26 protein-coding genes are annotated in these 25,421 nt (G+C 53.0%); 15 read left to right on the forward strand and 11 right to left on the reverse strand.

Features of this window, described 5'->3' with window-relative positions; genetic code table 11:
* Window positions 1–15: 15 nt before the first annotated feature.
* Both HF324_RS12060 and HF324_RS12065 read right to left on the reverse strand, forming a co-directional pair.
* Window positions 16–471, reverse strand: a complete 456-nt coding sequence (locus HF324_RS12060) for an NUDIX hydrolase (protein WP_168802699.1) — start codon at window positions 469–471, stop codon at window positions 16–18.
* A gap of 33 nt (window positions 472–504) precedes the next feature.
* The gene (locus HF324_RS12065; protein WP_168802700.1) at window positions 505–1,068 is read right to left on the reverse strand and encodes an AAA family ATPase; all 564 of its coding nucleotides are present in this window, start codon (window positions 1,066–1,068) and stop codon (window positions 505–507) included.
* Window positions 1,069–1,660: 592 nt separating this feature from the next.
* On the opposite strand from HF324_RS12065, the gene HF324_RS12070 reads away from it, so the two are divergent.
* Window positions 1,661–2,395 (forward strand): LuxR C-terminal-related transcriptional regulator, encoded by a 735-nt coding sequence (locus HF324_RS12070; RefSeq protein WP_168802701.1) that lies wholly within the window; start codon window positions 1,661–1,663, stop codon window positions 2,393–2,395.
* Here HF324_RS12070 and HF324_RS12075 read toward each other — a convergent pair.
* On the reverse strand, window positions 2,361–3,434 hold the full coding sequence (locus HF324_RS12075; RefSeq protein WP_168802702.1) for a DUF2238 domain-containing protein: 1,074 nt from the start codon (window positions 3,432–3,434) through the stop codon (window positions 2,361–2,363). The genes HF324_RS12070 and HF324_RS12075 overlap by 35 nt on opposite strands.
* A gap of 98 nt (window positions 3,435–3,532) precedes the next feature.
* On the opposite strand from HF324_RS12075, the gene HF324_RS12080 reads away from it, so the two are divergent.
* Entirely contained in the window at window positions 3,533–4,639 is a 1,107-nt protein-coding gene (locus tag HF324_RS12080; protein WP_168859873.1) for an ABC transporter permease, read from the forward strand.
* Window positions 4,640–4,771: 132 nt separating this feature from the next.
* Here HF324_RS12080 and HF324_RS12085 read toward each other — a convergent pair whose 3' ends face one another.
* Both HF324_RS12085 and HF324_RS12090 read right to left on the reverse strand, forming a co-directional pair.
* Window positions 4,772–5,908, reverse strand: coding sequence for a glycoside hydrolase family 172 protein (locus HF324_RS12085; RefSeq protein ID WP_168802704.1), 1,137 nt, complete (start codon window positions 5,906–5,908; stop codon window positions 4,772–4,774).
* 190 nt (window positions 5,909–6,098) lie between these two features.
* Complete coding sequence (locus HF324_RS12090; RefSeq protein WP_168859874.1) at window positions 6,099–6,902, reverse strand: hypothetical protein; 804 nt, start codon at window positions 6,900–6,902, stop codon at window positions 6,099–6,101.
* 158 nt (window positions 6,903–7,060) lie between these two features.
* Here HF324_RS12090 and HF324_RS12095 point away from each other — a divergent pair, with 158 nt between their 5' ends.
* A complete protein-coding gene (locus HF324_RS12095) occupies window positions 7,061–7,438 on the forward strand; it encodes a hypothetical protein (protein WP_168859875.1) in 378 nt (125 codons plus the stop codon).
* On the opposite strand, the gene HF324_RS12100 is transcribed toward HF324_RS12095, so the two are convergent.
* Window positions 7,435–8,493: a response regulator gene (locus HF324_RS12100; protein WP_168802707.1), complete on the reverse strand. Its 1,059-nt coding sequence runs from the start codon at window positions 8,491–8,493 to the stop codon at window positions 7,435–7,437. The genes HF324_RS12095 and HF324_RS12100 overlap by 4 nt on opposite strands.
* A gap of 4 nt (window positions 8,494–8,497) precedes the next feature.
* Window positions 8,498–10,090 (reverse strand): PAS domain-containing sensor histidine kinase, encoded by a 1,593-nt coding sequence (locus tag HF324_RS12105; RefSeq protein WP_246269508.1) that lies wholly within the window; start codon window positions 10,088–10,090, stop codon window positions 8,498–8,500.
* A 163-nt stretch (window positions 10,091–10,253) separates the two neighbouring features.
* Here HF324_RS12105 and HF324_RS12110 point away from each other — a divergent pair, with 163 nt between their 5' ends.
* From HF324_RS12110 to HF324_RS12120, 3 genes are read left to right on the forward strand one after another with little or no spacing between them, the layout of a single operon-like run.
* Complete coding sequence (locus HF324_RS12110) at window positions 10,254–10,646, forward strand: hypothetical protein (protein WP_168802708.1); 393 nt, start codon at window positions 10,254–10,256, stop codon at window positions 10,644–10,646.
* Between the two features lie 10 nt (window positions 10,647–10,656).
* Entirely contained in the window at window positions 10,657–11,490 is an 834-nt protein-coding gene (locus HF324_RS12115; protein ID WP_168802709.1) for a universal stress protein, read from the forward strand.
* 19 nt (window positions 11,491–11,509) lie between these two features.
* The gene (locus HF324_RS12120; RefSeq protein WP_168802710.1) at window positions 11,510–12,346 is read left to right on the forward strand and encodes a putative universal stress family protein; all 837 of its coding nucleotides are present in this window, start codon (window positions 11,510–11,512) and stop codon (window positions 12,344–12,346) included.
* 13 nt (window positions 12,347–12,359) lie between these two features.
* Here HF324_RS12120 and HF324_RS12125 read toward each other — a convergent pair whose 3' ends face one another.
* Window positions 12,360–13,781 (reverse strand): MFS transporter, encoded by a 1,422-nt coding sequence (locus HF324_RS12125; RefSeq protein WP_168859876.1) that lies wholly within the window; start codon window positions 13,779–13,781, stop codon window positions 12,360–12,362.
* An 84-nt stretch (window positions 13,782–13,865) separates the two neighbouring features.
* Between HF324_RS12125 and HF324_RS12130 the strand changes: the two genes are divergently transcribed.
* Together HF324_RS12130 and HF324_RS12135 are read left to right on the forward strand one after the other, a co-directional pair.
* Window positions 13,866–14,255: a winged helix-turn-helix transcriptional regulator gene (locus HF324_RS12130; RefSeq protein WP_168802712.1), complete on the forward strand. Its 390-nt coding sequence runs from the start codon at window positions 13,866–13,868 to the stop codon at window positions 14,253–14,255.
* On the forward strand, window positions 14,256–15,080 hold the full coding sequence (locus tag HF324_RS12135) for a sigma-70 family RNA polymerase sigma factor (protein WP_168802713.1): 825 nt from the start codon (window positions 14,256–14,258) through the stop codon (window positions 15,078–15,080).
* Here the strand turns inward: HF324_RS12135 and HF324_RS12140 are convergent.
* A complete protein-coding gene (locus HF324_RS12140) occupies window positions 15,077–15,697 on the reverse strand; it encodes a succinate dehydrogenase/fumarate reductase transmembrane subunit (protein ID WP_168802714.1) in 621 nt (206 codons plus the stop codon). The two genes, HF324_RS12135 and HF324_RS12140, sit on opposite strands and share 4 nt — an antisense overlap.
* A gap of 99 nt (window positions 15,698–15,796) precedes the next feature.
* The gene (locus tag HF324_RS12145) at window positions 15,797–17,305 is read right to left on the reverse strand and encodes a DNA polymerase III (RefSeq protein WP_168802715.1); all 1,509 of its coding nucleotides are present in this window, start codon (window positions 17,303–17,305) and stop codon (window positions 15,797–15,799) included.
* 185 nt (window positions 17,306–17,490) lie between these two features.
* On the opposite strand from HF324_RS12145, the gene HF324_RS12150 reads away from it, so the two are divergent.
* The 4 genes from HF324_RS12150 to HF324_RS12165 all read left to right on the forward strand — a co-directional run bounded on the left by HF324_RS12150 (window position 17,491) and on the right by HF324_RS12165 (window position 20,845).
* Window positions 17,491–18,537 (forward strand): hypothetical protein, encoded by a 1,047-nt coding sequence (locus HF324_RS12150; protein ID WP_168859877.1) that lies wholly within the window; start codon window positions 17,491–17,493, stop codon window positions 18,535–18,537.
* A gap of 2 nt (window positions 18,538–18,539) precedes the next feature.
* Window positions 18,540–19,259 (forward strand): polysaccharide deacetylase family protein, encoded by a 720-nt coding sequence (locus HF324_RS12155; RefSeq protein WP_168859878.1) that lies wholly within the window; start codon window positions 18,540–18,542, stop codon window positions 19,257–19,259.
* 12 nt (window positions 19,260–19,271) lie between these two features.
* A complete protein-coding gene (locus tag HF324_RS12160; protein ID WP_220101303.1) occupies window positions 19,272–20,279 on the forward strand; it encodes a zinc-dependent alcohol dehydrogenase family protein in 1,008 nt (335 codons plus the stop codon).
* Between the two features lie 125 nt (window positions 20,280–20,404).
* Complete coding sequence (locus tag HF324_RS12165; RefSeq protein ID WP_168802718.1) at window positions 20,405–20,845, forward strand: Hsp20/alpha crystallin family protein; 441 nt, start codon at window positions 20,405–20,407, stop codon at window positions 20,843–20,845.
* An 82-nt stretch (window positions 20,846–20,927) separates the two neighbouring features.
* Here the strand turns inward: HF324_RS12165 and HF324_RS12170 are convergent, their stop codons facing one another.
* Entirely contained in the window at window positions 20,928–21,824 is an 897-nt protein-coding gene (locus HF324_RS12170) for an AraC family transcriptional regulator (RefSeq protein ID WP_168859879.1), read from the reverse strand.
* A gap of 200 nt (window positions 21,825–22,024) precedes the next feature.
* Here HF324_RS12170 and HF324_RS12175 point away from each other — a divergent pair, with 200 nt between their 5' ends.
* Genes HF324_RS12175 through HF324_RS12185 form a run of 3 tightly spaced genes read left to right on the forward strand, consistent with a single transcriptional unit; the run spans window position 22,025 to window position 25,420 of the window.
* On the forward strand, window positions 22,025–22,939 hold the full coding sequence (locus tag HF324_RS12175) for a dihydrodipicolinate synthase family protein (protein WP_168802720.1): 915 nt from the start codon (window positions 22,025–22,027) through the stop codon (window positions 22,937–22,939).
* A gap of 9 nt (window positions 22,940–22,948) precedes the next feature.
* Window positions 22,949–24,376 (forward strand): aldehyde dehydrogenase (NADP(+)), encoded by a 1,428-nt coding sequence (locus tag HF324_RS12180; protein WP_168859880.1) that lies wholly within the window; start codon window positions 22,949–22,951, stop codon window positions 24,374–24,376.
* Window positions 24,377–24,418: 42 nt separating this feature from the next.
* Window positions 24,419–25,420: a 4-hydroxyproline epimerase gene (locus HF324_RS12185; RefSeq protein ID WP_168859881.1), complete on the forward strand. Its 1,002-nt coding sequence runs from the start codon at window positions 24,419–24,421 to the stop codon at window positions 25,418–25,420.
* Window position 25,421: the final 1 nt, after the last annotated feature.

The following is a 25,421-nucleotide window of genomic DNA, read 5'->3' on the forward strand; positions in this document are numbered from 1 at the left end:
ACAAAGCCCGGGGCACTAGCCCCGGGCTTTCAATAATTCCTCGATGAACGCCGCCTGTTGCGGATAAATCATTTTTTTAGCGGTCTCCGCATCGAACCATGCAGCCCTGTCTATTTCGGGGAACTGTTTCTTTTTGCCGGAACGGGGTGGCCATTCTATTTCAAACAGGTTGCTGACAATTTTTTCCGGATCGAGATCGCCTTCGGTGGCCCAGCAGAGCACTTGTTTACCGCTCTTCTGCCGGATGGGCTGCAGGGGCACGAACGTTCCCTCCGGGCGGTAGCCGGTTTCCTCTTCAAACTCCCGGATAGCCGCCTGCAGGGGCGCTTCACCGGGCCCTATTTCTCCTTTGGGTATGCTCCACCAGCCGGCATCTTTTGTCCGGAAGAAAGGACCGCCGGGATGTACCAGGAAGTACTCCGTTATTTTTTTGTTTTTCCTGTAGAGCAGAATGCCCGCACTTTGTTTCATGGGCTTACTTTTTTCCCGAAAGAGGGGAGCGGTTTACCGCCGGGTGGCAGCCTGGTATTTTATGGCGGCGATTTTTTCCTGCACCCGCTGCAGTCTTTCTGCCAACGGAAAATCCCCGTTTATCTCCAGGACGGGTATTTTCAGTTGAGCGATCTGTTTTTTATGCAGGGTAAGGCTGCGGCCGGAGAAGCCGGGCTCGTCGTAGCGGGCGGCCCAGGCGATAAAAGCGGCGCTTTCTTTTTTGAGCCACGGGTCGGATTCCAGCAGGGAGCCATAGCGTTGTTTTTCCCGGAGGATGAGCCGCTGCATCCGGATGTCGGGGGGCAGCCACAGGAAAACGGCGAGGTCAAACAGGCCGGGGATGGTGGGGTCCCAGTTGAGCACAGAACCGGCCACTACCACTTTATCGTGCTGGTGAAGGGCTTCCAGGAACAGTTTGTTCCGTTCGGCCGGGTCGCGTTTGGTTTCGTACGGACGTTCAGTCTTAAGCCAGTAGTAATGGTCCGCGTCCAGCTGCTCGTAGCCGTTTTCTCTGGCAAATGCTTTGGCCAGGGTGCTGGCGCCGGCGCCGGAAGCTCCGAAAATAATGATCTTCATGTTGGTGGATTGCTTTGGGTGTTACGATCGGATATAACAAATATACTCATATCTTTTTTTTATCATGACAAGGATCATGATAAGCTGGTGAAAATAAAAATGGCGGGACCGAAGTCCCGCCAAACTGCTTCACAATTGAAAAAAAGTGGGATTAACAAATCGGGGGTAATTCAACAGTCAAAAAAATCATGACAACCTTAACACAAAATCAATAACTTTTAGGGTCAACGGTTGGGGGCAGTACAGGCATGGACCCGGATGGAACCGGCCCATGCTCCGTAGCTGTATCCCCTTTGGGGACATTGCATCAATGAGGATGGGGTTTTTTCTAACAAACTTTTCCTCGGTTTTTAACACATTCCTTTAAGTCAACTTCCGGGTTGTAACCAATCCCTGCTGTAGCCTCCGGCTATTGCCTCCTTGCCTGGCTTCAGCCGGGTGAATAAGCTGGATAAAAGGCCTCCTGAGCGGTTTTTCCTGCCAATCCCTTTCGGATGGTTTACAGGCGCAAAATTACCAGTAGGTTCATAATCAGTCAACTGTGTAATTACGCAGGTTGTGATATTATTTTTATTTTTATGCCAAAAAACGAATGGATTCTGATAAGCCAGGGCACTATTCCAAAACATTTATTACCGACGTACCGGCTGACCTGAGCAGTCCGGAGGCACAGCATTTCAAGAAAACCATCCGGCGGTTCCCGGATGAGGCGATTTATATCTATTCATTCAAGGAAAACCGCATGATGTACGCCGATGGCTGGGAGCCGCTCCTGGGCTACCGGGATGATGAAATCACCATGATGACCATCGTCAACATCACGGCGCCGGAATACGCGCCTTTCTCCAATGAGCTGAACGATAAGGCGCTGATGTTTTTACACAACAAAACAAAAGACCTCGAGCAATACAGCTTTACCATTGAGCTGAAAAAGATCCATAAAGACGGTACGCATGTACCGCTGATTTCCAAAGTAGGGGTGTTTGCCACGGAAGAAGGGCGGGTAACAGCCATCATCGGGCATTCCCAGAAAAATGAGAGTATCCAGCTGGGCAATGTGATGCGCTACGCGGCCTATGGCCCCGAAAAATCGGCCTTTGAGGAAGAGCTGAATAAACAGCTGTTCCGCCACTACGCCATCTCCGAAAAGGAAAAAGAGGCTTTATCGCTTGTAGCGGAAGGGTTTTCCTTCAAAGAGATCGCCGCCCGCTTCGGGGTGTCCCAATCGGCCATCGAAAAACGGATCATCCCGATGTATAAGCGTTTTGAAGTGAAGAGCCTGACGCACCTGATCAGCTTTGCATACGCAAATCATATTCTGCCTTAGCAGGGGCTTCGTTGTATAACTGGAGATTGAGAGACAGCAGTTTCTCTTTCTCCACACCGATACCGGTGAGCATGTCCTGCCATCTTTCCGACAGTTTCCGGGAGGCGTCGTCATCGCCCAGTACCCAGATCACATTGGTCTGCCGCAGCACCGTGCGGTTAATATCGTTGGTGGAGAAGGTATCGACAAAGCTCAGGAACCGTTCGGGGCTGATGATATCTTCCTTGATCGGGTCTCCCGGATTAATATCATCGATGACAAGAATGGAAGCTTTGCGCCAGGTCCACAGTACGTTGGCCGCGCTGTCGTCGTCATGTTCAAAGAACATGCAGTACAGTTTCATGGCGGAGGTATATACGGCGGAGCGGTGGCGGATAGACATTTCTGTAGCGATAGCCACGCTCAGGCTTGTTTTGCCGCTGCGTTTAGGGCCAAAGAGGAACAGGTGCATGCCCTGTTCCTTGTTGTCCAGGAAACGGCGCACCAGCGCGATGTTTTCTTCCGGGATATGTTTGGTGCTCCACTGGCTCAGCCTGAACTGGAAAGGATAGGAGGGCACCTGCAGGTACATTTTAGTGAGATACCAGTAATAGGCCGGGTAAAGCACCAGCAGGGTAAGCACTGCCAGCACCGCCATCGCAATTGTCGTATAGGCGCAAAGGATAGAGGCCATAAAGGCGCCTGACCAGAAATACATCAGGTCGGTGACGGTATCAAAGGCAATGTTGCCCCAGGCGGGCTGAAAGATATAGCTGCTCCTGGACTTGCCGGACAGCAGCGGGCCGAGGAAGTTAAAGATTTCGAAGGTCAGCCAGAACAGGCTCACTGCCAGTGCGGCGTAGAGGGAGGCCTGTTGCTCCGGAAGGTGTCTTTTCAGGACCAGGTATCCCACAAAGGTGGGGATGAAGCCCAGGGAGAAGTGCCCGAACTGGTTGGCCAGCCAGGTATAGGTCAGCGTCACTCCGCGGTAGGAGTCTTTGCCGATCAGATCTGCTTTCAGTTGGCGGACGATATCTTTGCCTGTAATCACTTTTTTCATGAGTAGCCTTGGGTATTAGGGTTCCGCATTATGAATGGCAAATATAATGTGTTCCCGGAAAATGAATCTTTGAAAGAATGCTGTAGCTTTGGTTTCCTATGACAAAAAAATATAGTCAGCTCAGGGCCGGCCTGGTGATGGCCCGGGCAAGCCTGATCGCTACCCTTCGAAGCCCTACTTCGGTTGTATTCGCCCTGTTGTTTCCCATCATTTTTGTGACGGTGTTCGGCGCCATGGTAGATAATACTGCGGTGAAAATCCCTGTAGCCATCGCTCCCGGCAGCGATACCAGCAGTCCTGTATACCATGCTTTAAAAGAGATCAGTATTTTCAGCCTGTCGAAAGAAACCGACTCGCTGGCGCAACTTAATGCCCTGAAGAAAGGACGCATAGCCGGTATCATTCATGTGCCGGCGCCGGTGCTCACTTCGCCGGTACCTCAATATGGACTTACCCTGTTCAGCTCCGGTGCTGTGGCTGATAAACGCCCGCTGATACAGGCAGCGCTGCAGGAAGTAACCAGCCGCATCAACCAGCAGGTGCTGCAGGGGCAGCCCGTCGCCGCAAAGCTCGACGTGGTAACGGTCCCCGGCCGCGTATACCGCCAGATCGATTTTATCCTTCCGGGACAGCTGGGCTTCTCCCTGTTAATGGCGGGCGTATTCGGTTCCGCCTTCCTGCTGTTCAACCTGCGGCATACGCTGGTGTTGAAACGCATTTTCGTAACACCTGTCAGCCGCGCCTCCCTGCTGTTTGGAGAGATGATGAGCCGCCTCGTGTTTCAGATCATTTGTTTTATCATCATCACTGCATTGGGTTATTTCGCGTTTGACTTCACGCTGGTCAACGGTATCCTCACTTTCCTGGAGATGCTGCTGCTGTCGGTGTTCGGACTGGTGATCTTTACCGGCATCGGTTTTATGATCAGCGGCGTTATCCGCAACGAAAGCTCCATCGCCCCGGTGGCCAATACCATCACGGTACCGCAGATATTGCTGTGCGGCCTCTTTTTCCCGGTAGAAAACTACCCGGTATGGCTGCGCACTTTCTGTGAATACCTGCCCCTCACTTTCTTTGTGGACGGCCTGCGGAAGATCGCCTTTGAAGGCGCGCATATCTGGCAGGTGCCCGTGCAGCTGGGCGGACTGACCGTATGGGCAGCTATTGTTGCTGTGTTGTCTGTAAAGATGTTTAAATGGGAATAACGCAGGGAATTACGAATTACGAATTACGAATTACGAATTACGAATTGAGGGTTCTTTCCTGGAGCGGTTACTTAATAACCTTCCTGAAAAAGAACCCTCAATTCGTAATTCGTAATTCGTAATTCGTAATTCTCAATTGACTTCCAGGTCGTTCATCGCCGGGAGTTTCGGGAACGGTGCATGTGGCTCGCGCTGGTACCAGTACACAACGCTGCTGATATCGGACTGTTGCGGCAGATAGCGGCCGCCACTGCGCCAGCCCAGGTCCTGAATAGTCACTTTCAGCTCTTTTTCAAAGCGGACAGGGTCCATGATATGCCAGCGGTACAACCCAAAGCGCTGCTGTGATTTATACAGCCCGTCAGGACGTATCACCTGCGGTAACCCGGCATAGGGCGTGGAGAACTCCTGGTATTTTCCTTTGAGGTCGAAATTATACGACCCGCAGAAATAATCTTCTGTGCCTGTGCCGCAGATGGTAGGATATTTATTGTCGCCGTCCATGAAGAACTTGATCTCTCCTTCTCCCCACCAGCCGTTGTTATTGACACCCCAGGCAAGATAAGTGCCTACGTACTGGCCTTTGCCGCGGATACCGTCTACCAGGGTGTAAACGGCGTCTTTCACCGGGTTGTTGCGCCGGAACTGCGCATGGAAATAACCCGCATCTTCCGGAACAGTGGTCAGCGTATAGTCGACCTGGTAGTACAGCGTCATTTTTTCCGTGTTGATATTTTCCATGGTGATCCGGCATTTTTTCCGGAAGGGCATAGACCAATAGCAGTTGAAAGCGCTGCCGGGGTTGACGCACACCGCGAGCGAATTGATGTGGGCATATTCTCCCCATCCCATGCCGAAGAAATCGCCTACGGGCACTTCCACGGAAGGGGTGGTCTCGTCGTCCCAATAGAAGCGGAGAATAGAGTAGCGCCAGTTGCCGGTAGGTGTCATCCAGATGTGCTGGATAGCGCCAGGGCCGGTGATCTCGGCCAGGGTAACGGTTTTACCAGGTTCTATGAAGATGTAGGGATTTACCTTCCAGCCCTGTCCCAGCTCCCTGGCGGCATGACGGGCATTGCCCTGTTCCGGCGTGGCCATACCGCCTTTGCCGGCTTCGCCGGTGATGTTCTCCGGGCTGATGGAGCGGGTTTTGGCGTCCGACAACCGGGAGAGGTTGCCCATGTTCATATCAAGACCGTTGAAAGGTTGTTGAGCGTAGGCCGACAGCTGTATGCAGGCTGCAGCTATCGCCAGGAGGAACTTTTTCATGTCGTGGAATTTAGAAGTTTGCAGCAGTCTGTTTAAAAATAAGGTTAAACGTTTTAGTATGCAAGCGCTGCCCGTACTTTTTTACAAGCGGTATGCGATACTGCTACCACAGGGATAAACCTATTTCCTGCCACAGATACTGCTGCATTGGACAAAGCGGCCCGTACGCTGAAGAAACATACATGTTCGGTCAGCGGTGTGCAATGAACACCGGCACCTGGTGGGCGCGCAGGGTGTCTTCCACGAAGCTGCGCCGGAACACGCGTGACAGCAGTGAACGGCCGTAAGCGCCGCTTACCACGATAGGGTTGGGAATTTCACTCAGCCAGGTGTTGAAATAATCTTCGGGGATCGTCTGGATAGGTTCCATGGTCAGATGCGGAAAGTGGTGCTGTACCAGTTCCTGTATGCCGGATGCATCCGGTGGAAGGGAGTCTCCCGTGCCGCCATAGAGCAGTGTCGTTTTCAGTTCACACAACTGTGGGAACAAACTGGCAAAACTCTTGATGGCAAAGACGGAAGAAGCGCTGCCATCATAGGTGAGGATCACGCTTTCGGGGAAAGCCGCATTTTCAGGAACGGCGATCACGGGGCAGGCCGTTTCATGAAGCGCGTTGCCCAGAAAACCTCCGGGACCGTATAACAAATCCGCGTAAAACTTTTCGCTGCTGAACAGCAGCAGGTCTGCAAAGAGCGATTCTTTCCGCAGCACTTTCAGCGGCGTTTCCGTAACATCATGATGTTCGAGGTAGTGGATATCGTCCCTGTTGCAATACTCACGGAAAGTTTGCATGCTTTGCTGAATGGAGCCCATGGCATAGGTTTCCGTCAGGGGTATCAGGACGGGCGCATAACTGATGCTGGTGGCATAGTCCAGGTCGGGCAGGAATACCCCGCACAGGGTAATAGCTTCCATCTCATTGAATTTCCGGGCGAAACGGAAAGCGCCTTCAGGGAAATGGCCATTGTCAACGGCCAGTAATATCTTTTTCATAATCTGGTATTTATAAGACACTGCAAATAACCTCTGCCAAATGTCGTATGGCCGGTGGGACGGCGCAATGACGGATATCAGGACACGGTGTGATTCAGGTCATGGATCAGGAAGCCGGCCTGTTTTAATTTGTGCCGGATTACTATAAACAACGGAGGATGAAGGACAAATTGGAAGAACTGCGGGCGCAACATGAATCGCGTAAATATCTGCTGAAGGTCCTGGAAGATGAGAATATTCATTTCAAGCTGAAGCTGGCCCGGATTTTATCAACGGACTTTGACCGGCGGGAGTTGGGGCGGCTGGAGTATTTCCAGAGCCGGTTTCTGAAAATGGATGAGCAGATTGCCCTGCTGCGCCACGAGATCAGTGAGCAGCAGGGGATATTGGCGTCTGTGCCTGCCAAAGAAAGTCTGAAAGAGGCTATCGCGTCGGAACAGATGATAGACAGGCGGTTTACCATGGTACAACAGCATTTTGACGTGCTGGATGTTGACTTTCACCACTACCTGCGACAGGCTTTTCCCCAGGTCTAGGCAAGCAGGTTGGCCAGTTTTTTTTCGTTCAGGATAACCACCGCCCCTTCTTTGATCTCTATCATTTGCTCATCCCGGAAATCACTCAGGGTACGGATCAGCGATTCGGTGGCTGTACCGGCGATATTGGCGAGGTTCTCCCGGCTGATATTAATCACCAGCGGGGTATCCTTGGGAGGGTTGTATTTTTTCAGCAGGTTCAGCAAGGCTTCTGCTACCTTTTTGCGCAGGGAGTTGTAGGCCAGCCCCAATAACTGCTGTTCTTTGTCGCTGACATTTTTTGCCAGCATTTTAATGAGCTGGGAAGCTACTTCATGATTGTTGTTCAACAGTTCCTGGAAATCGGTAGCGGGGATCAGAGCGATCTCGCTGTCTTCCATGGCGATGGCCGTTTCCTTGTACAGGGAACCTTCCAGCAGGGCGTTGTAGCCGAGAAAATCGCCTGCTGTATAAATATCCAACACCAATTCCTTGCCCTGGTCGTTGGTCTTACTGGTTTTTACTTTTCCTTTCTGTACAAAAAAGAGGCGGGTGGGATGGTTCCCTTCTGTATAGATCACCTGTTTTTTGCGGTATTTGTCGATGTTACGTCCTTCGGCCAGGGACTGCAGCGTGGCTTTGCCGGTAGCCTCATACATCAGCTTGCTCATGCCCTCGAGGTTAGGCGCGAATTCTTTCTTCCGGATGGCGGCTTTACGCAACCTGTTAGCGACAGTTTCCCATAGTTCCGTGCCACTGAAAGGTTTGGTCAGATAGTCGTCGGCGCCCATGCCCATCCCTTTACGGAAGTCGGCCCGCTCTGTTTTGGCGGTCAGGAAGATGAAAGGCGTATCCCTGAGGGTTTCGTGCTGTTGCATCAGGTGCAGTACGCCAAAGCCATCCAGCACCGGCATCATAATGTCACAAATGACGAGGTCGGGCTTGTGTTCCAGCAGTTTCTCGAAGCCGGTCATCCCGTTCTCTGCGGTCAGTACGTGATAGCCGGCGATGGCCAGGATGTCTGCCGTGTTATCTCTCAGTTCTTCGTTGTCTTCTATTAGCAGGATCGTTTTCATATGCTTACGGAATATTTATAGGATCAGCAGGAAAAGTGATGGTGAACACGGTGCCTTTACCCAGCTCGCTGGCACAGGAAATGGCGCCGTTCATCAGTTCACTGTATTTTTGAACGATATGCAGTCCAAGGCCGGTGCCCTGGATATTGCTCACATTGGTGCCGCGATAGAACCGTTCATAGAGATGCTGCTGGTCTTCCTGTGACATCCCGATGCCATAATCTTTGATCATGAGGGTAAACAGGTTGTCTTCCATGCGGGTGTCCATCTCGATGGTACTGTCGGGGGCGGAAAATTTAATGGCGTTGCCCAGCAGGTTCATGGCGATATGCCGCAGCAGCGAGGTGTCCAGCCAGCAAATGTCTTCACCGGTATGCTCATAACGGATCGTTTGTTTTTCTTTGATGATGCCCTGCATCTCCTGTATGATGGTCTGGAAATACTCTCTGATCTGGAACATGGAGTACCGCGCCTGCAGCTTGCCTTCCTCAATTTTTCCGACAGACAGGAAATCGTTGAGGGTATCCGTGAGGAAGCTTACGGCGTTTACAATGCGCTGGATATGTTTGTTGCGTACCGGTTGCTCGGTTTCTGCAGCGTAGTGTTTTACGAGAAATGCGGAGGAAAGGATGGTGCTCAGCGGCGTGCGGAATTCATGAGATGCCATCGACACGAAACGGGACTTAAGGTCGCCCAATTCTTTTTCCTTGCTGAGGGCGATGGTGAGGTCTTCTTTGGATGCTTCCAGGTCGGCCAGCGCTTTTACCAGTTGCTGGGTACGTTCCTCCACCATGCTTTCCAGCTCGTCATTGAGCCGTTCTATACGCTCTTCCGCTTTTTTTCTTTCCGTGATATTGTTGATATACGCGATCACAAAATGCCCTTCTTCGTTGGAATAGTGGCTTAGGCTGATTTCTACCGGAAACTCCGATCCGTCATGCCGTACGGCAAAAAGATCGAGCCCGATGCCCATCGGCCGGCTCTGGGGGTGGGCGTTGTATCTTTCGCGGTGGCCGATATGTTTGTGATGCAGGCGTCGGGGGATCAGTTTCTCCACTTTTTGCCCTATAAGCTCTTCCCGCCGGTAATCGAACTGGTTGAGCGCAAAATCATTGATCAGTATGATATCGCCCTCCTGGTTGGTGACAATAATGCCAATGCTGGCGTAGTTGAACAATGCGCCAAAACGCTGTAGTTCCCTGCTCAGCTGTAGCTTATACCGGCGGTCGGACTGGCTGTCGGTGATGCGGAAAAAACAGTACTGGTCTTTTTTGTGTTTCAGTACCATTTCTTCATACAAACCAATGAACGTTTCTCCCTGGATATTTTTCCAGGGCCGTTCCTGTAACAGGGATTCTTCCTGTGGCAGCTGGTTGCTTAACACTGCTGTACCGGTACCCAGCTGGTTTTGTTCCAGCAGCAGCTCCAGCGAAGGAAAATCGTCGGTACCCAACATTTGGATGCCGGTTTCATTGATATATTTCAATTTCCCGGAAGCCATCTCCCTGACGGCCACCAGGCCCGGGGTCCGCTCCATCACGGCGGCGAAAATGCTGAGCTGCAGATCAATGTCCAGATCGCTGACATGTAGGTTCATGATCGTTGAGTCTTAATGGTAAAGATGCGGTAATGCCGGAAAGTTAAGCATTTATACGATGGTGGCAAAGTATATGACCACTGTCATCTGCTGTGCTGACTGATCTCATTTCCGGGAAAACGAGGCTGGCGTAATATTGTATCAGCATTTAAAGCTATGGGTTATGCAAATCTATATAAGTGAAGAAGCGATCATCGGGGACATCCAGGAACGATTTCATCGCCTGTATCCGCGGCTGAAACTGGAGTTTTTCCGCAAGCCCCATGCCCCGGGCGCCTGCTCTCCCGAAAAAGACAAGCTGCCTGCCAATACTCCCATCGAAAAGGTCCGGATGCAGCACAGCTTCGGCTGGCTGGATGTAAGTCACTACCGTACGGCGGTGGCGGTGGAGCATGACCTGAAGAGCCTTTTTGGCCTGCATGCGCAGGTGCTGCACAAAGCCGGCGCACTCTGGCTGCAAACCACGGGCACCGGCCACCTTACGCTGGAAGAACTGAATGCCGGCGACGCGGAAAAAGCCGTGTTCGAACTGCCGGAAGAACCTGAAAACGAATAATCTGCCTGTTATGGAAAAGATATTATTTGTAACGGATGCTGTATGCATGAGCAAAAGTTGTCTTGATTTCGCCTGTTACCTGGGTAATCTTACCCATTCCAGGCTGACCGGCGTATTCCTGGAAAACCAGGCGATGGAGCTGCGCGGGGTGGAAGATATCCGTGAGAAAGGAGTGATAGCGCCTGTGCCGGGCGCACCGATTGAACAGCAAAAAGAGCTGTACCGCGATGAGAACATTAAACGCTTTAAAGACCATTGCGAGAACAACGGCGTGAACTGTACTATCCATCAGCATACCGGTATTCCGCTGACGGCGGTATTAAGGGAAAGCAGGTACGCTGACCTGCTGGTGGTGGACGCGGCCACATCATTCTCCTGGCGGCCGGAATCTGCGCCTTCCTCGTTTGTGAAAGAGATACTGGAGCGGTCTGAATGCCCGGTGGTGATTGCACCGGAGAATTTTGAGGGAATAGACGAGATTATTTTCACCTACAATGGCAGTAACGCCTCCATGTACGCGATCAAACAGTTCACCTATCTGCTGCCGCAGTTATTTGGCGTAAAAGCGACGGTGCTCAGTGTAACACCCGAAGGGCAACCGGTGAAGGGAGACACGGAAAAACTGAAAGAATGGCTGGGGATGCACTATCCGGACAGTTCCCTGATGGTTTTGGAGGATGATAACGTACAGGCGCGGTTGCTGGAACATCTCTTTATGAAAGAAAGGGTCATGATCGTCATGGGCGCTTTTGGCAGAAACCAGTTATCCAACCTGTTCGTGCCCAACCCCATGAAACCAGTGGTAAAACTGGTCAGTCAGCCTGTATTTGTCGCTCACCATTAACATCATAAAAGCTGTTACCATGAAAAAGATGATTGCTGCGGTAGATGCACTGCATTTTTCCCCTTCCCAGGTAGCTACCTTCCGTTATTTCGCCCGTGAACAGAATGCCCGGCTGACGATCATATGCCTGGACAATTTCACTGCGGAACTGGAACCAATGACCACCATGTACCCGGAGTCGTATGCCGTCAATTACGCGCAGATTACGGCCGAAAGCAGGGCTTCGCTGGAATGGCAACGGAACGACAATATCCGCAAGCTGAAGGAGGTTTGTGAGGACGGCGCTATCTGTCTCAGGATAGTGGAAACAAATGGTAACCCAGTCCAGGAAATTGTAAAAGAGAGTCGCTTTGCAGACCTGTTGCTGTTAAGCGCCGACACTTCCTTTGGCAGCCTGCCTGACAGCGTGCCTACGCGCTTTGTAAAGGAAACGCTGGCCACCGCGGAATGCCCGGTGATGGTGCTTCCCAATTCATTGTCTGCCATCCGGGAAATTATATTTTCCTACAACGGCACTTTCTCTTCCACCTATGCTATCCGGACTTTTACGGCGCTCTTTCCGGAGTGTTACAGTATACCGGTAAAACTGTTGTATGTCGAGGAAAAAAACAACCCTCACATTCCTTATGAAGATAAGATCATCAGCTATTTATCCCTTCATTATGACCAGGTGACGACCGAGGTGCTTAAAGGGGATCCTGCCAGGGCTTTCCTGGCATACCTGATCCGCCGCAATGATTGTATCGTTACCTACGGCGCCTATGGCCGCAGCGGCATGTCCCGCTTCTTTCACCGCAGTGATGCGGAGAATGTGCTGCGTACCGTAGACATTCCCGTTTTCATCACACACCCTTAGCGGTAGGACAAAATTAATGTATAGCCATTCCCGTTATAGTCTGCTGCCCTTCGGGCAGGATGTACAGGAAGATGCTGACCAGCGCGAGGAACCCGATGTTGATGCCGGTGGCGATCTGGTACGCATTCATATACGCCGGCAGGGAAGGGGCATCGCCCAGGAGACTGAAGAAAATGCCGCCCGTAACGCCGATGCCCAGCGCCACCGCTGTCTGCTGGAAAGTGGAGAACGTGCCGGATGCGGCGCCGGCAAAATGCACCGGGATGCTCTTTAAAGCCATTGTCAGGAGGGACGGTAGTACCGATCCGCAACCGGTTCCGTAAAAAAAGAGCGTAGCCAGCAATATGCTTCCCGGCATGCCGGCGGAACGAAAAAAGACCAGGTGCATGATCAGCGACACTATCATGATCAGCACGCCGCCCTGCAATACCCGCTTACCGTAACGCTTCACCAGCGGAATAGATAACAGTGACGCCACTACGTAGCCCACGCCCTGGAACACAAACAGGACGCCCGTTGCTGAGGAACTATATCCCAGCCCTGTCTGCATGAAAATGGCGTTGATCAGGAAGTAGGAGTCCTGCACCATAAAATAAAACAGTACCGCACAAAGCCCGATATTAAAATCCTTGTAGGAAAACAACCGGATGTTGATCAGCGGGTTTTGCTGCGCCGCCAGTTTACGCTGCTGGTCATAGCCGAACAGCAACAGCGCCATCACGGCGCCCGAGAGTGACAATAGGCTCCACAACGGCCAGCCTAACTCACGGCCACGGATCAACGGATATACCAGTGCAAAGAGCGCCACGGTGAGCAACGCTACGCCGCTGATATCGAAACGGCCTTCGCGGTGCTGCTCCGTATCGGTAAGGTAACGGCCGGCCAGCGCCGCCGCTGCCAGCCCCAGCGGCAGGTTGATCAAAAACAACAGCCGCCAGCCCGCCACGGTCCAGTGGATATCCGGTAGCAACCCTCCCAGGAACTGCCCGATCACCGATGCCGAACCGGCAATACTCCCGTAAACGCCCAGCGCCTTGATCCTCTCTTTATGTTCGGGAAACAGGATATGTATATAGCTGATGCCCTGCGGTATCATGAAAGCCGCGCTGGTACCCTGGACAAAGCGCGCGGTATTCAGTTGCCACGCGGTTTGCGCCATGCCGCACAACAGGGAGCTGAACGTAAATACCAGCATAGACACCATGAACACCCGCTTTCTGCCGTAATGGTCGCCCAGGCGCCCGCCGGTGATCAGAAAGGCGGCATACCCCAGCAGGTACAGCGCGATGATCAGCTGCATATCCGATTCGCTGCCTTGTATGCCCTGCCGGATGGAAGGCAGCGCCACATTCACTATAAAAATATCGATGACCGCCAGAAATACGGACGCGGATACGATCAGCAACGATAGCCATTTCAATTGTAGTCGGTTCATAATAGCCAATTTGTTAACTTTATTGCCGCCAAAGGTGCAGCCGGTAACGGATTGTAACAAGTAGTTTAAAGAATAATACCTGGTATGAAAAAAAATACTATTGATGATATTCAGGCAGATACACAGTCTGAGAAAGATGTATGGGAGGAGGAAAATAACTGTGCCATGACAAAAGCGATGAAGGTGATCGGCGGAAAGTGGAAGCTGCTCCTGCTGAACGCCATCCGCAAAGAGTGCCCCATGCGCTTTGGGGAGCTGCGTAAGAAAATGAAGGACATCACGCACGCTACGCTGACGCTGCAGCTGCGGGAGCTGGAGCGCGACGGTATCATCGAAAGAAAAGTATATGCCGAAACACCGCCCCGTGTGGAATATAAACTCACAACTATCGGTAAGAAACTGGTGCCCACCATCCAGGCGCTGTGCGACTGGGGCGATGAATACCATGCTTTACAAGGCCCCAAAAGCTGCTAGATGACAGCGTTTGAACAGTACAGGCCCACGCTGTTTGCGGTGGCTTACAAGATGACCAAAAATGCCATGGATGCGGAAGATATCCTGCAGGACGTATTCCTTGCGTATTCCCGGCAGGACGCCGCAACGATCGTTCATCCGGAAAACTATCTCGTCAAAGCGGTGATGCATCGCTGCCTTTCCCTGCTGGAAGCCCGTAAAAAGACCGTCTATCCCGGCATCGACCTGCCTTCGCCGCTCTTTCGGGAACGTTTTTCGTATATACATGATAGTGATATCTCCTTCGCCCTGCTGATCCTGCTGCAGACGCTGAACCCATGGGAACGCGCCGTGTTTATCCTGCGGGAGACCTTCAGCTATTCCTATGCGGAAATGGCCGCCATACTCGGCCTGGAGCAGGACCACTGCCGGCAGCTGTTTCATAGGGCCAAAGTAAAGATTGCAGCCGGTAAGCTGCGGTACATACCCGGCGGAGAACAACGCAGCACCCTGTTCCAGGCTTTTGCAGAAGCCTGCTCCACCGGTGATACCGCCCGGCTGATGGCCTGCCTGAAAGAAGATATTACCATCTATTCAGACGGCGGCGGCAAGGTTTCTGCCGCAAGAGCGCCACTGACAGGCCGCACGGCCGCCGCAGCTTTCCTGCTGGGCATCTACGCCAAACGAGGTGTGGAGCTCTCTTTGGAAGTGACTACCATCAACGGGGAAACAGGCGTGATCTTCCGCGATGCCACCGGCGCCGTGGATACCGTCATGATCCTGTCTATGGACACAGACGGCATCCACACAGTGTATTTCGTCCGTAACCCGGACAAGCTCCGCTAAACGCCAAAAGACTGCCGGATGAACTGCTCGTTGGCCGGTGGCATCGGCCGCCACCGGAAACCGTTCGTGAAGCCGCTGATGATCAGTATCGCCGCCAGCAAACCTGCCAGCGCTATGGCACGCGACCAGCGTAACGAACCTGTTTTGCGGTAATGGATGGCGGCTACGTGCAGCGAGACAGCGCATACGGCCAGCAGGTAATAGGGAATGAAAAAGAAAGTCACCGGATATACATTCAACCCCGCCGCGGCGAAGTAAAAATTGGTATCCAGCCCCAGCGAACGGCCATATAGTACGGCGCCCACATGGACCAGCAAAAAAAAGGAAAGGTATAACCCGGAATAAACCTGTATTTTCTCTGCCCCGGTACTTCGTTGCTGCTTAAAAATCATCAGCAGCCCTGTCGTGATCTGGAACACCACCGCCGCCAGCAGAACGGTTTCTACCACCGGGTGGCGGTATACGGCGCGCAACCCCTGCATCACGGCAATGTGCGCATCTGCCCCCATAAGCGCCGTGAGCTGGTTAAAAAGATGAAACCCGATAAAGACGGACAGGGTAAGACCCGACCAGTAGTGCCCGGTCCGGGTGAATGCTGATATCTCGCTTTTAGTCATAAAAAATCCATTTCAGCATAGACAGGCAACCCGGATTTTTTGTGACAGCATTCAAAAAAAATAAATCATCTCCCGAAGGGCAACAAAAATAATGGGTGGTTATTTTTTGAGTAATTGCAGTTTGGCGGCTTTAAACGCTTCAATGTCTTCCCAGCTGCCGGTATTGAGAATGTCCTTTTTGCAACAGGCGCCGCGCCGTGCCATAGACACGCCCAGTTTCACAAAATCGAAGTGGGCAAGCGTACGGGCATCGCTGTCAATAACCAACTTAACGCCTTTGGCGACGGCCTGGCGTACCAGCTCATCGTTCAGGTCGAGCCGGTTGGGCCTGGAATTGATCTCCATGGCAGTGCCGGTCCGGGCGGCTGCTTCAAATACTGCCTCCCAGTTCACCGGATAAGGCGGGCGGATACCGATCAGCCTTCCGCTCGGATGGCCGATGCAATGCACGAACGGATTTTCACAGGCCCTGATTAACCGGTCGGTGTTATCCCTTGTAAAATCGGTATGAATAGAAGCTACCACCCAGTCGAACTGTTGCAGGATATCATTTGAGAGTTCCGGTTCTCCGTTTTCGAGGATGTCTGTTTCCATACCCTTCCTGATATAATCAAATCCCATCAGGCCGTTGACGCGGTTTATTTCTGCGGTTTGCCTGAAAATATCTTCCGGCGGCAGTACATGGTTGGGGCGCCTGGAGGAAATGTGGTCGGTGATGACAATGTACTGGTACTGGGGAAAGGTGTGGGAAAGGTATTTGGAGATGGCGGCGATACTATCCGTGCCATCGCTCCAGTTGGTATGTATTTGCATGTCGCCTTTGAGCTGATTGAAAGAGATCAGCGGCGGAAGTGCCTGCAATGCCGTCATGGACTGGTGGTCTTCCCGCAGTTCCGGTTCCAGGAAGGATAAGCCCAGCCGTTGGTAGACGTCTGTTTCCTGCGCCCCGGCCACATATTCGCCGGTTTGGTTGTCTACCAGTCCCTGTGGCCCAAAGCGGAACCCTTTCTCTGTCGCCAGGTTTTTCAGGTTGTCGCCATATTGTGCAGATCCTGTATAATACAACAGGCTTGCGCCATAGTCTTTATGTGTAGCCAGCCGGATGTCGGCCTGGAGCTGGTTGCGCAGTACGATACAAACGTGATGGGGGCCGATCGCGATGATACGGTCCGTCTGCGCCATCCTGGCGAGTTTGTAAAGCAGTTTCCGGTGGTCTGCTTCGCTGACCTGCAGCAGTATGTCGATGTCGCCAATGGTGTCTTTGCCTCTTCGCAGGCTGCCGGTGAGCGCTGCCCTTTCCACTTCGGGAAACTGGGAGAGCGCGCGCAGCAGTTCTTCTCCGGCGAGGCGGGCGTCCCAAAGCGGAACACGGCTGCCCGCCGTTTTATAAAGTTTGAAGGCGCGTTTGATGTTTTTTATCTGTACCGGTTTGAGACCGTCTACGGTTTCCAGCTGCCCGTTGTTTATAGCGGCCACCAGGTCCCGTATACTTTTGACACCCAGTTGTTGCTGTATGGCCTGTACTTCCCGCGGGGTAATGTCCCGGATACGGCCCAACGGGGCTAGTGACGCCGGGATAGGCGGACTGTTTTTAAGCGGTGATTTCATATATAGCCCGGTTTTGATCTCTACTAAATTAGGAGGATTAATAGCGGCATCATATGACGTGTATTACCTGCAGGGGTGATTATGGTCAGGATAGCAGGCAACTGACCAGTGTCAACATTTGTTATGAGTAGTGTCATTGGGGAGGTCCGGAAAACCGGGTAGTTTCGGACCATAAAAACAGGGAGATGAGATACATAGGTAAACTGGCGTTGGAAACAGTGGTGGCGATATTGCTGGTATGGATACTGTGGACGCCGTCCCGTCATTTTAAGATCGAACATCCGGAGACTTATGGTAAAGGGGCTTTTCCGGAAAGAGAGGCGGTCGTTCGCCAGCCGGCGCCTGGAGGCACTGCCACCGATACGTTGGCTTACCGGCAAAAGATGCTGCAGCTGTTGCATGACTCCGCCGTAGCTGCCTGGCCGTACCAGCGGGACTACCCGGCGCCCGGTGCGTTACTGCCGTTTCATCGTATCGTGGCTTACTATGGAAATTTTTACACGCCTAAACTGGGGGTCTTAGGGAGCGTGCCTGTGGATTCCATGCTGGCGCGGCTGTCCGCCACGGTCGCCATGTGGCAGGCGGCAGATACGGCTACACCGGTGCTGCCCGCATTTCATTACATCGCGGTAACGGCGCAGCGTAGCCCCGGTAAAGACGGCAAATACAGGCTCCGTATGCCGGAAGCTGCTATCAATAAAGTTTTGGAGCTGGCGGCGCAGGCGCATGCGCTGGTTTTCCTGGACATACAACCCGGTCACAGTACGTTACAGGAGGAACTGCCGCAGCTGGAGAAATACCTGGTACGGCCGGAAGTGCACCTGGGCATAGATCCGGAGTACTCCATGAAAGGAGGACAGGTGCCCTGCTCCGTGATCGGCACTCTCGATGCGGAAGACATCAATTACGCCGCCACCTGGCTGGCCGGCCTGGTGAAACAGCACCGGCTGCCGCCTAAAATACTGGTAATACATCGTTTTACGCAGGGCATGGTGACGAACTACAAAAATATCCGCCTGCGGCCCGAAGTACAGATCGTGATGGACATGGACGGTTTTGGCGGGGTGGCTAAAAAGAAAGACACCTACCGCAGCTGGATTGCCCGGCAACCGGTACAGTTCACCGGTTTTAAATTGTTTTACCAGGTAGATGTCGCGACCGGCGGCCACCTGATGGGGCCGGACGAAGTGCTGGCCCTGTTTCCCCGTCCCATTTACATTCAATATCAATAGCTATGAAAAAGCTCCTTGCGCTCTGGGGCTGTTGCCTGTCCCTCGCTACAGCCGCGCAGCAGCTGCCGGTGTTGTGTTACCACAATATCACCACCCCGGGACAACATCAGAACGACCTGTTGCATGTTGACAGCCGTCAGTTTGAGCAGCAGCTGAAAACACTGGCCGACAGCGGTTACCATACCATCCTGCCGGATGAGATGGTGGCGTTGCTGCAACAGCATAAGCCGTTCCCCGCACGCGCCGTAATGATCACTTTCGATGATTCCCACGATGTCCATTATTCGATAGCGGCGCCCTTGTTGCAGCGCTACCATTTTAAAGGCGTGTTTTTTGTGATGACAGTTACCCTGAACAAGCCGCATTACCTTTCTTCGGCCAATATAAAAGCGTTGTCAGACGAAGGGCATACAGTCGCCAGCCATACGTGGGACCATCCCCGTCCGGATGGATATCAGGACTGGGATAAAGAGCTGCTGCTGCCACGGCGGCAGCTGGAAAAAATCACGGGCAGGCCGGTATGGTATATCGCTTATCCTTTTGGAGCGTATAACGACAGCATTATTGCGCATGTAAAACAGGCGGGCTATAAGGCGGCATTCCAGCTCAACCGGCGGCCGGAGGCGTCAAATGAGCTGTATACGCTGCGCCGTATGCTGGTCGACGGCCGCTGGTCCGGTACGCAGCTGTTGCGTGAAATCAGCAGGTATGTAACACCGTAAAATGTTGGTATAATGAACAGTATACCTTCCACCATGCGTGCTATGGTGATGGAAAAGAAAGGGCAGCCGCTGACGCTGCAAACAGTGCCGGTGCCTGTACCGGGAGCGGGACAGGTATTAATAAAGGTGATCGCCTGCGGCGTATGCAGGACAGACCTGCATATTCTGGACGGGGAGTTGCCGTCTCCGGCATTGCCGCTGATTCCGGGACATGAGATCATCGGCGAAGTGGTGGCTGCGGGAGAAGGGGTGACCACCCTGCCGGTAGGGGTGAAAGTGGGCGTGCCCTGGCTGGCCTATACCTGCGGCCATTGCAAATATTGTTCGCTGGGCCAGGAGAACCTGTGTGAGCAGGCGCTCTTTACCGGTTACAGTGTTAATGGCGGCTATGCAGATTATGTGGTGGCGCTGGCAGATTATTGTCTGCGCGTGCCGGAGCAATATGCGCACCCCGGCGGAGCACCGCTGATGTGCGCCGGCCTGATCGGGTACCGTTCCTGGCGCATGGTGCCGGAACATGCGCAACATATCGGGTTGTATGGATTTGGCGCTGCTGCGCATATCCTTGTACAGATAGCGCGGTATCATTACAAATCCGTTTATGCTTTCACGCGTCCGGATGATAAAGCGGGAGAGAGTTTTGCGCTGAAAATGGGCGCCACCTGGGCCGGCAGCTCGCTGGACGCGCCGCCGGTATTGCTGGATGCCGCCATTATTTTTGCTCCCGACGGATCATTGGTGCCGCAGGCGTTATCGCAATTGGACAGAGGCGGTGTTGTCGTTTGCGGCGGTATTCACATGAGCGATATTCCCGGGTTTCCCTATCAATTGTTATGGGAAGAGCGTTCCATACATTCGGTGGCCAATCTCACCCGGGAAGACGGAGCGTTGCTGATGGAGACGATTCAACACGTGCCGGTGTCTGCTATGGTACAAGCCTTTCCGCTGGAGCAGGCCAACGAAGCCTTGCAGGCGTTACGGAAGGGTGAAATAAAAGGGGCCGCCGTATTGGTGATGTGAGCATGGGGCGAATGTTATAACTGCAGGGACAGGCTATGGTTGATTTAAATCATTCGGTATACTGACAGATCTCATTTTTCTCCTGTAGCTGCTGCTGTAAGTTTGTTAAAAAAAAGGAGGTACTTATGGCCACACAAACACTCACCAAACGTACAGGATTACCATCAGTATTTGATGATTTTTTCCGCCCCTGGAAAGATTGGGCAAGCGATTTTTATGGGGTACATGCACTGACTGTGCCCGCTGTTAACGTCACAGAAGATAAAGACAGTTATAAGCTGTCTATGGCTGCGCCGGGTTTAAAGAAATCGGATTTTAAAATCGAGCTGGACGGCGCTATGCTGACCATCAGCGCGGAATCTGAAAGCAGGAAAGAAGAAAAGGACGAAAAATACAGCCGGCAGGAATATAACTACAACAGCTTTTCCCGGAGCTTCCATCTGCCGGAAGGCGTCAGCAAAGACAAAATTGAAGCGCAATACGATGATGGCGTATTAAAAATCAAATTGCCTAAGAGTGAAGATGCGAAAAAGAACGGTAGAAACCTGGAAATACCTGTGAAGTAACCCCACCTTACTATAACGGACACACGAAACATGAACAGCGTGCCGCCTTTCATTTGGAGGGCGGCACTTTTGTGTCTGTATATCATTGTTGCTGCCCGGTTTTCTCCACGTGCTGGAAGTAGCTGTTGAGATACTCGCTGGGTGATTTGCCGGTCACGGATTTAAACACCCGGTTGAAATTGGTGATGCTGTTAAACCCACTGGTATAGGCTACGGTAGCAATATTATCATAATTGCCGTCGGTCAGTTTTTTGCAGGCTTCGTTGATACGTACTTCATTGAGAAACGAGACGAAAGTATGCAGCGTATGTTTTTTGAAGAAGCGGCAGAAGGCGTGCGGTGTCATGTGTACCTGGCTGGCCGCGTCTTCCAGCGTGATGGGATGTTCGTAATTGTGCATGATATAGTTGTAGATATTGCCGATGCGGATACCGTCATGGTCACTGACGGTAACCTTTTTGTTGACGGCAGCCAGCGGGCTAATATCCGGGTATCCGGACAGGAGGCGGAGCAGTTCCACGAAATGCATCAGTTGCTCGGGGCCGTTGCTGTTGGCGATCCGGAGCATCTGTGCGGAGACGTCCGGCGTTTGCAGGGAAGGTACTTTAAAGCCGCATTGCTGTTGTTGTATAAAGTTTTTCAGCGGTTTCATTTCCGGCAGGTTAAACAGGGCAGACAGGTTGCCGTCGGGGTTGAAGAAGATGACCAGCGCCATGATCTTTTTGCGGCTTCTCGGTGCAAAATAAGACGGGTCGCTTTTGAAGATATGCGGCTGGTTGGCTCCAAGCCAGAAGATGTCGCTCGGCCGGAAAGCATGCATATTATTGTCTGCCACGAGGGTGCCCTCTCCCTGTTGCACCCAGGTGAGCTGTACTTCCTGGTGCCGGTGCAGGTGTGGATAAAAGTAGGGCAGCACGTCCCTTTGCACGATGATGGTTTTATCGAGGGGTACAGGTACGGTAAACTGTAAGACTTTCATAACATTGCCTGGTTAATGTTGAACGGGATCAATATTACGAATATTAACCGTATTGTAACTTCATATGGGGTGAACTGGTTAAAAAACGGTAAGGTAACCCCGTTTTTTTCAAAACTGGTTAATATCGGGCTATAATTGATTACAATCGGGAAAGCCAACTGCGGGTGTCCGGGATATTTTTGAGGAAAAAAGAGAATATCATGTCTATCGAATGGAAAGGCGTATTTCCCGCCATCACTACCAAATTCACTGCAGCCGACGAACTGGACCTGCCTTTGTTTGAGAAAAACCTGCAGGCGCAGCTGGCGGCGGGTATTGATGGTATTATCCTGGGAGGCTCCCTCGGAGAGGCCAGCACGCTGACGACTGCTGAAAAAGAAACGCTGACAAAGTTCACCGTAGAGAAAGTGGCCGGTAAAATACCCGTGGTCGTGAATATCGCGGAAGGCGCCACCCGCGACGCCATACAACAGGCGGCGCTGGTGAAGAAATGGGGCGCGGCCGGAATTATGCTGTTGCCGCCCATGCGCTATAAAAGTGACGAACGCGAAACGGCCACCTGGTTCAAAACAGTGGCTGGTTCCACAGACCTGCCGGTGATGGTGTATAACAACCCGGTGGATTACAAGATAGAAGTAACGCTGAATATCTTCGATCAGCTGCAGGAGCTGCCTAATATACAGGCGGTGAAGGAATCCACCCGCGACGTGTCCAACGTTACCCGTATGATCAACCGTTTCGGCGACCGGTTTAAAATATTATGCGGCCTTGATACGTTAGCACTGGAAGAGATGGTGCTGGGCGCTCATGGATGGGTAGGCGGACTGGTAGATGCTTTCCCGGCGGAGACAGTAGCTGTTTACCGGTTAATTAAAGCCGGCCGGATAAAAGAAGCGGTGGAGATTTACCGCTGGTTCCTGCCGTTGCTGGAGCTGGACCTGTATCCCAAGCTGGTGCAGTTTATTAAACTGGCCGAAGCGGAAGTAGGGCTGGGCAGCGAATACGTGCGGGCGCCGCGCCTGACGCTCGAAGGGGCAGAAAGGGAAAGCGTGCTGCAGGTGATCCGTACCGCAGTGGCCAACCGTCCCGTATTGCCGGATTATCTTTCTTTATAATTCTCCCGTATGACGCAGATAGATCAGATTATGCAGCAGGCTGCCACAGCCTGCGAACAATACAAGAAGATTCCGCCGGCGCAGCGCGCCGCTTTTCTCGAAGCCATCGGGGCGGAGATCACGGCGCGCCGTGAGGTGCTGGTGAAAACGGCAGGCGAGGAGACGAACCTGCCCATGGCGCGGCTGAACGGTGAGATCGTGCGCACCACTACCCAGCTGCAGAAGTTTGCCGACCTGGTAAAAGAAGGCAGCTGGGTAGAAGCGGTGATAGACACTAAGCCTAATATCCGCCGGATGCTGGTGCCGGTAGGGCCCGTGGTGGTGTTCGGCGCCAGTAACTTTCCTTTTGCCTTTTCCACGGCGGGCGGCGATACCGCCAGCGCGCTGGCGGCCGGCGCTACAGTAGTGGTAAAAGCGCACCCGGCACACCCGCGTACTTCCCAAACGATGTTTGAAGCCATACAGGCTGCTATTGTACAAAGCGGTATGCCTGCGCATACCGTGCAGCATGTTACGGGCGATTATCATACCGGCAAAGCGCTGGTCATCCATCCTTTTACCACAGGTGTGGGCTTTACCGGCTCGCTGCAGGGGGGGAAAGCCCTCTGCGCCTATGCGGCCGAAAGGGAGGTGCCTATCCCTGTCTTTGCCGAAATGAGCAGCGTCAACCCGGTGGTGTTCCTGCCGCAGGCGCTGGAGACACGCGGCGCTGAACTGGCAGAGACGTTTGCCGCCTCCATCACCCTCGGAGCGGGACAGTTCTGTACCAATCCCGGGTTGCTGATAGGGCTGGAAAGTCCCGCGTTTACAGCATTTCAGCAGCAGCTGGGCGCTGCGCTGGAGAAAACACCTCCCCAGAAAATGTTGCACCCCGGCATTCATACCGCTTTCCTGGAAGGACGCACCCGTATGCTGGCCCACCAGGAAGTGAGCCTGTCGCCCAAGCCGGTGCCGGATTTTGACACCAATGCCGTACGCCCCTCGCTGGCGCTCACTTCCGGCGCTGCCCTCCTGGCTAACCCGGCACTAAAAGAAGAGGTGTTCGGGCCGCATGCCCTTGTGGTAGCCTGTAAAGACAAAGCAGAGCTGCTGGCGGTGCTCAAAGGGCTGAAAGGGCAGCTCACCACCAGTTTGATGGCTACCGAAGAAGACCTCGCCCAATGGCGGGAGGTGATCGATATACAGGTTACGCTTGCCGGCCGTATCATCCTGAACGGAGCGCCTACCGGCGTGGAAGTATGTGCGGCCATGGTGCATGGCGGTCCGTTTCCCGCTACTACCGACGCGCGTTTTACTTCCGTAGGTACTGCTGCCATCCGGCGCTGGGTAAGGCCTGTATGCTACCAGCAGTTTCCCGATGCACTGCTGCCCGATGAACTCAAAGACGGTAACCCGCGCGGCATATGGCGGTTGACCGATAACCAGTATGCCCGTTAACGTTAGGCGCCACCATTTTATTAACCAGCAAATATAACCATCGTGAAGCATACTTTTTTTTGCATCGATGCACATACCTGTGGCAATCCCGTCAGGCTCGTGGCCGGCGGCGGCCCCGTCCTGCAGGGCGCCAATATGAGCGAAAAACGCGACCATTTTCTCCGGGAATATGACTGGATCCGTAAAGGCCTGATGTTCGAACCCCGCGGGCATGACATGATGAGCGGCAGTATTCTCTACCCGCCTCATGACCCTGCCAATGATGTGGCGGTGCTCTTTATCGAAACCAGCGGCTGCCTGCCTATGTGCGGCCACGGTACCATCGGTACCATCACCATCGCCATCGAAGAAGGGCTGATCAACCCGAAGGTACGCGGCAGGGTGAGAATGGAAACGCCTGCCGGGCTGGTAGAGGTAAAATACCAGCAGCAGGGCAACAAGGTGAAAAGCGTGAAGCTCACCAACGTACCGTCTTACCTGGCTGCCACCGGTATCGTGGTGGACTGCCCCGACCTGGGCCCGCTCACCGTAGATGTGGCCTATGGCGGCAACTACTATGCCATCGTGGATGTACAGGACCGTTTCCCCGGACTGGAACATTTTACGGCCTCCCAGCTGATAGAATGGGCGAGGGTATTACGTAAACGGGTAAACGAAAACAGGAGCTTCGTGCATCCTGACAATCCGAATATCAATAGCTGCTCCCATGTGCTGTGGACAGGCGCGGTCATGGACTCCACGTCCACCGCGCGTAATGCGGTGTTTTACGGTGACAAGGCCATCGACCGCTCTCCCTGTGGTACAGGCACTTCCGCTCGCATGGCGCAATGGTATGCCAAAGGCAAACTGAAAAGTGGTGACGCTTTTGTACATGAAAGCATCATCGGTTCGCGCTTTACCGGCAGGATAGAAGAAGAAACCACCGTGGGCGGCATGCCGGCCATCCGCCCCAGCATAGAAGGATGGGCAAGAGTATACGGCTACAACACTATTTCCATCGATCCGGAAGACGATCCTTACGCTTACGGACTACAGGTAATCTGAT

Source organism: Chitinophaga oryzae, from assembly GCF_012516375.2.
In the GTDB taxonomy this organism is placed as follows: Bacteria; Bacteroidota; Bacteroidia; order Chitinophagales; family Chitinophagaceae; genus Chitinophaga; species Chitinophaga oryzae.

Coding starts and splice junctions, on each gene's coding strand:
- HF324_RS12060 (WP_168802699.1), bottom strand. CDS start 471: ATGAAACAAAGTGCGGGCATTCTGCTCTACAGGAAAAACAAAAAAATA.
- HF324_RS12105 (WP_246269508.1), bottom strand. CDS start 10,090: ATGAACCTACATGTCAGCGATCTGGACATTGATCTGCAGCTCAGCATT.
- HF324_RS12130 (WP_168802712.1), top strand. CDS start 13,866: ATGAAAAAAAATACTATTGATGATATTCAGGCAGATACACAGTCTGAG.
- HF324_RS12065 (WP_168802700.1), bottom strand. CDS start 1,068: ATGAAGATCATTATTTTCGGAGCTTCCGGCGCCGGCGCCAGCACCCTG.
- HF324_RS12100 (WP_168802707.1), bottom strand. CDS start 8,493: ATGAAAACGATCCTGCTAATAGAAGACAACGAAGAACTGAGAGATAAC.
- HF324_RS12095 (WP_168859875.1), top strand. CDS start 7,061: ATGAAGGACAAATTGGAAGAACTGCGGGCGCAACATGAATCGCGTAAA.
- HF324_RS12150 (WP_168859877.1), top strand. CDS start 17,491: ATGAGATACATAGGTAAACTGGCGTTGGAAACAGTGGTGGCGATATTG.
- HF324_RS12085 (WP_168802704.1), bottom strand. CDS start 5,908: ATGAAAAAGTTCCTCCTGGCGATAGCTGCAGCCTGCATACAGCTGTCG.
- HF324_RS12120 (WP_168802710.1), top strand. CDS start 11,510: ATGAAAAAGATGATTGCTGCGGTAGATGCACTGCATTTTTCCCCTTCC.
- HF324_RS12075 (WP_168802702.1), bottom strand. CDS start 3,434: ATGAAAAAAGTGATTACAGGCAAAGATATCGTCCGCCAACTGAAAGCA.
- HF324_RS12145 (WP_168802715.1), bottom strand. CDS start 17,305: ATGAAATCACCGCTTAAAAACAGTCCGCCTATCCCGGCGTCACTAGCC.
- HF324_RS12170 (WP_168859879.1), bottom strand. CDS start 21,824: ATGAAAGTCTTACAGTTTACCGTACCTGTACCCCTCGATAAAACCATC.
- HF324_RS12140 (WP_168802714.1), bottom strand. CDS start 15,697: ATGACTAAAAGCGAGATATCAGCATTCACCCGGACCGGGCACTACTGG.
- HF324_RS12135 (WP_168802713.1), top strand. CDS start 14,256: ATGACAGCGTTTGAACAGTACAGGCCCACGCTGTTTGCGGTGGCTTAC.
- HF324_RS12125 (WP_168859876.1), bottom strand. CDS start 13,781: ATGAACCGACTACAATTGAAATGGCTATCGTTGCTGATCGTATCCGCG.
- HF324_RS12155 (WP_168859878.1), top strand. CDS start 18,540: ATGAAAAAGCTCCTTGCGCTCTGGGGCTGTTGCCTGTCCCTCGCTACA.
- HF324_RS12115 (WP_168802709.1), top strand. CDS start 10,657: ATGGAAAAGATATTATTTGTAACGGATGCTGTATGCATGAGCAAAAGT.
- HF324_RS12090 (WP_168859874.1), bottom strand. CDS start 6,902: ATGAAAAAGATATTACTGGCCGTTGACAATGGCCATTTCCCTGAAGGC.
- HF324_RS12175 (WP_168802720.1), top strand. CDS start 22,025: ATGTCTATCGAATGGAAAGGCGTATTTCCCGCCATCACTACCAAATTC.
- HF324_RS12165 (WP_168802718.1), top strand. CDS start 20,405: ATGGCCACACAAACACTCACCAAACGTACAGGATTACCATCAGTATTT.
- HF324_RS12080 (WP_168859873.1), top strand. CDS start 3,533: ATGACAAAAAAATATAGTCAGCTCAGGGCCGGCCTGGTGATGGCCCGG.
- HF324_RS12160 (WP_220101303.1), top strand. CDS start 19,272: ATGAACAGTATACCTTCCACCATGCGTGCTATGGTGATGGAAAAGAAA.
- HF324_RS12180 (WP_168859880.1), top strand. CDS start 22,949: ATGACGCAGATAGATCAGATTATGCAGCAGGCTGCCACAGCCTGCGAA.
- HF324_RS12110 (WP_168802708.1), top strand. CDS start 10,254: ATGCAAATCTATATAAGTGAAGAAGCGATCATCGGGGACATCCAGGAA.
- HF324_RS12070 (WP_168802701.1), top strand. CDS start 1,661: ATGGATTCTGATAAGCCAGGGCACTATTCCAAAACATTTATTACCGAC.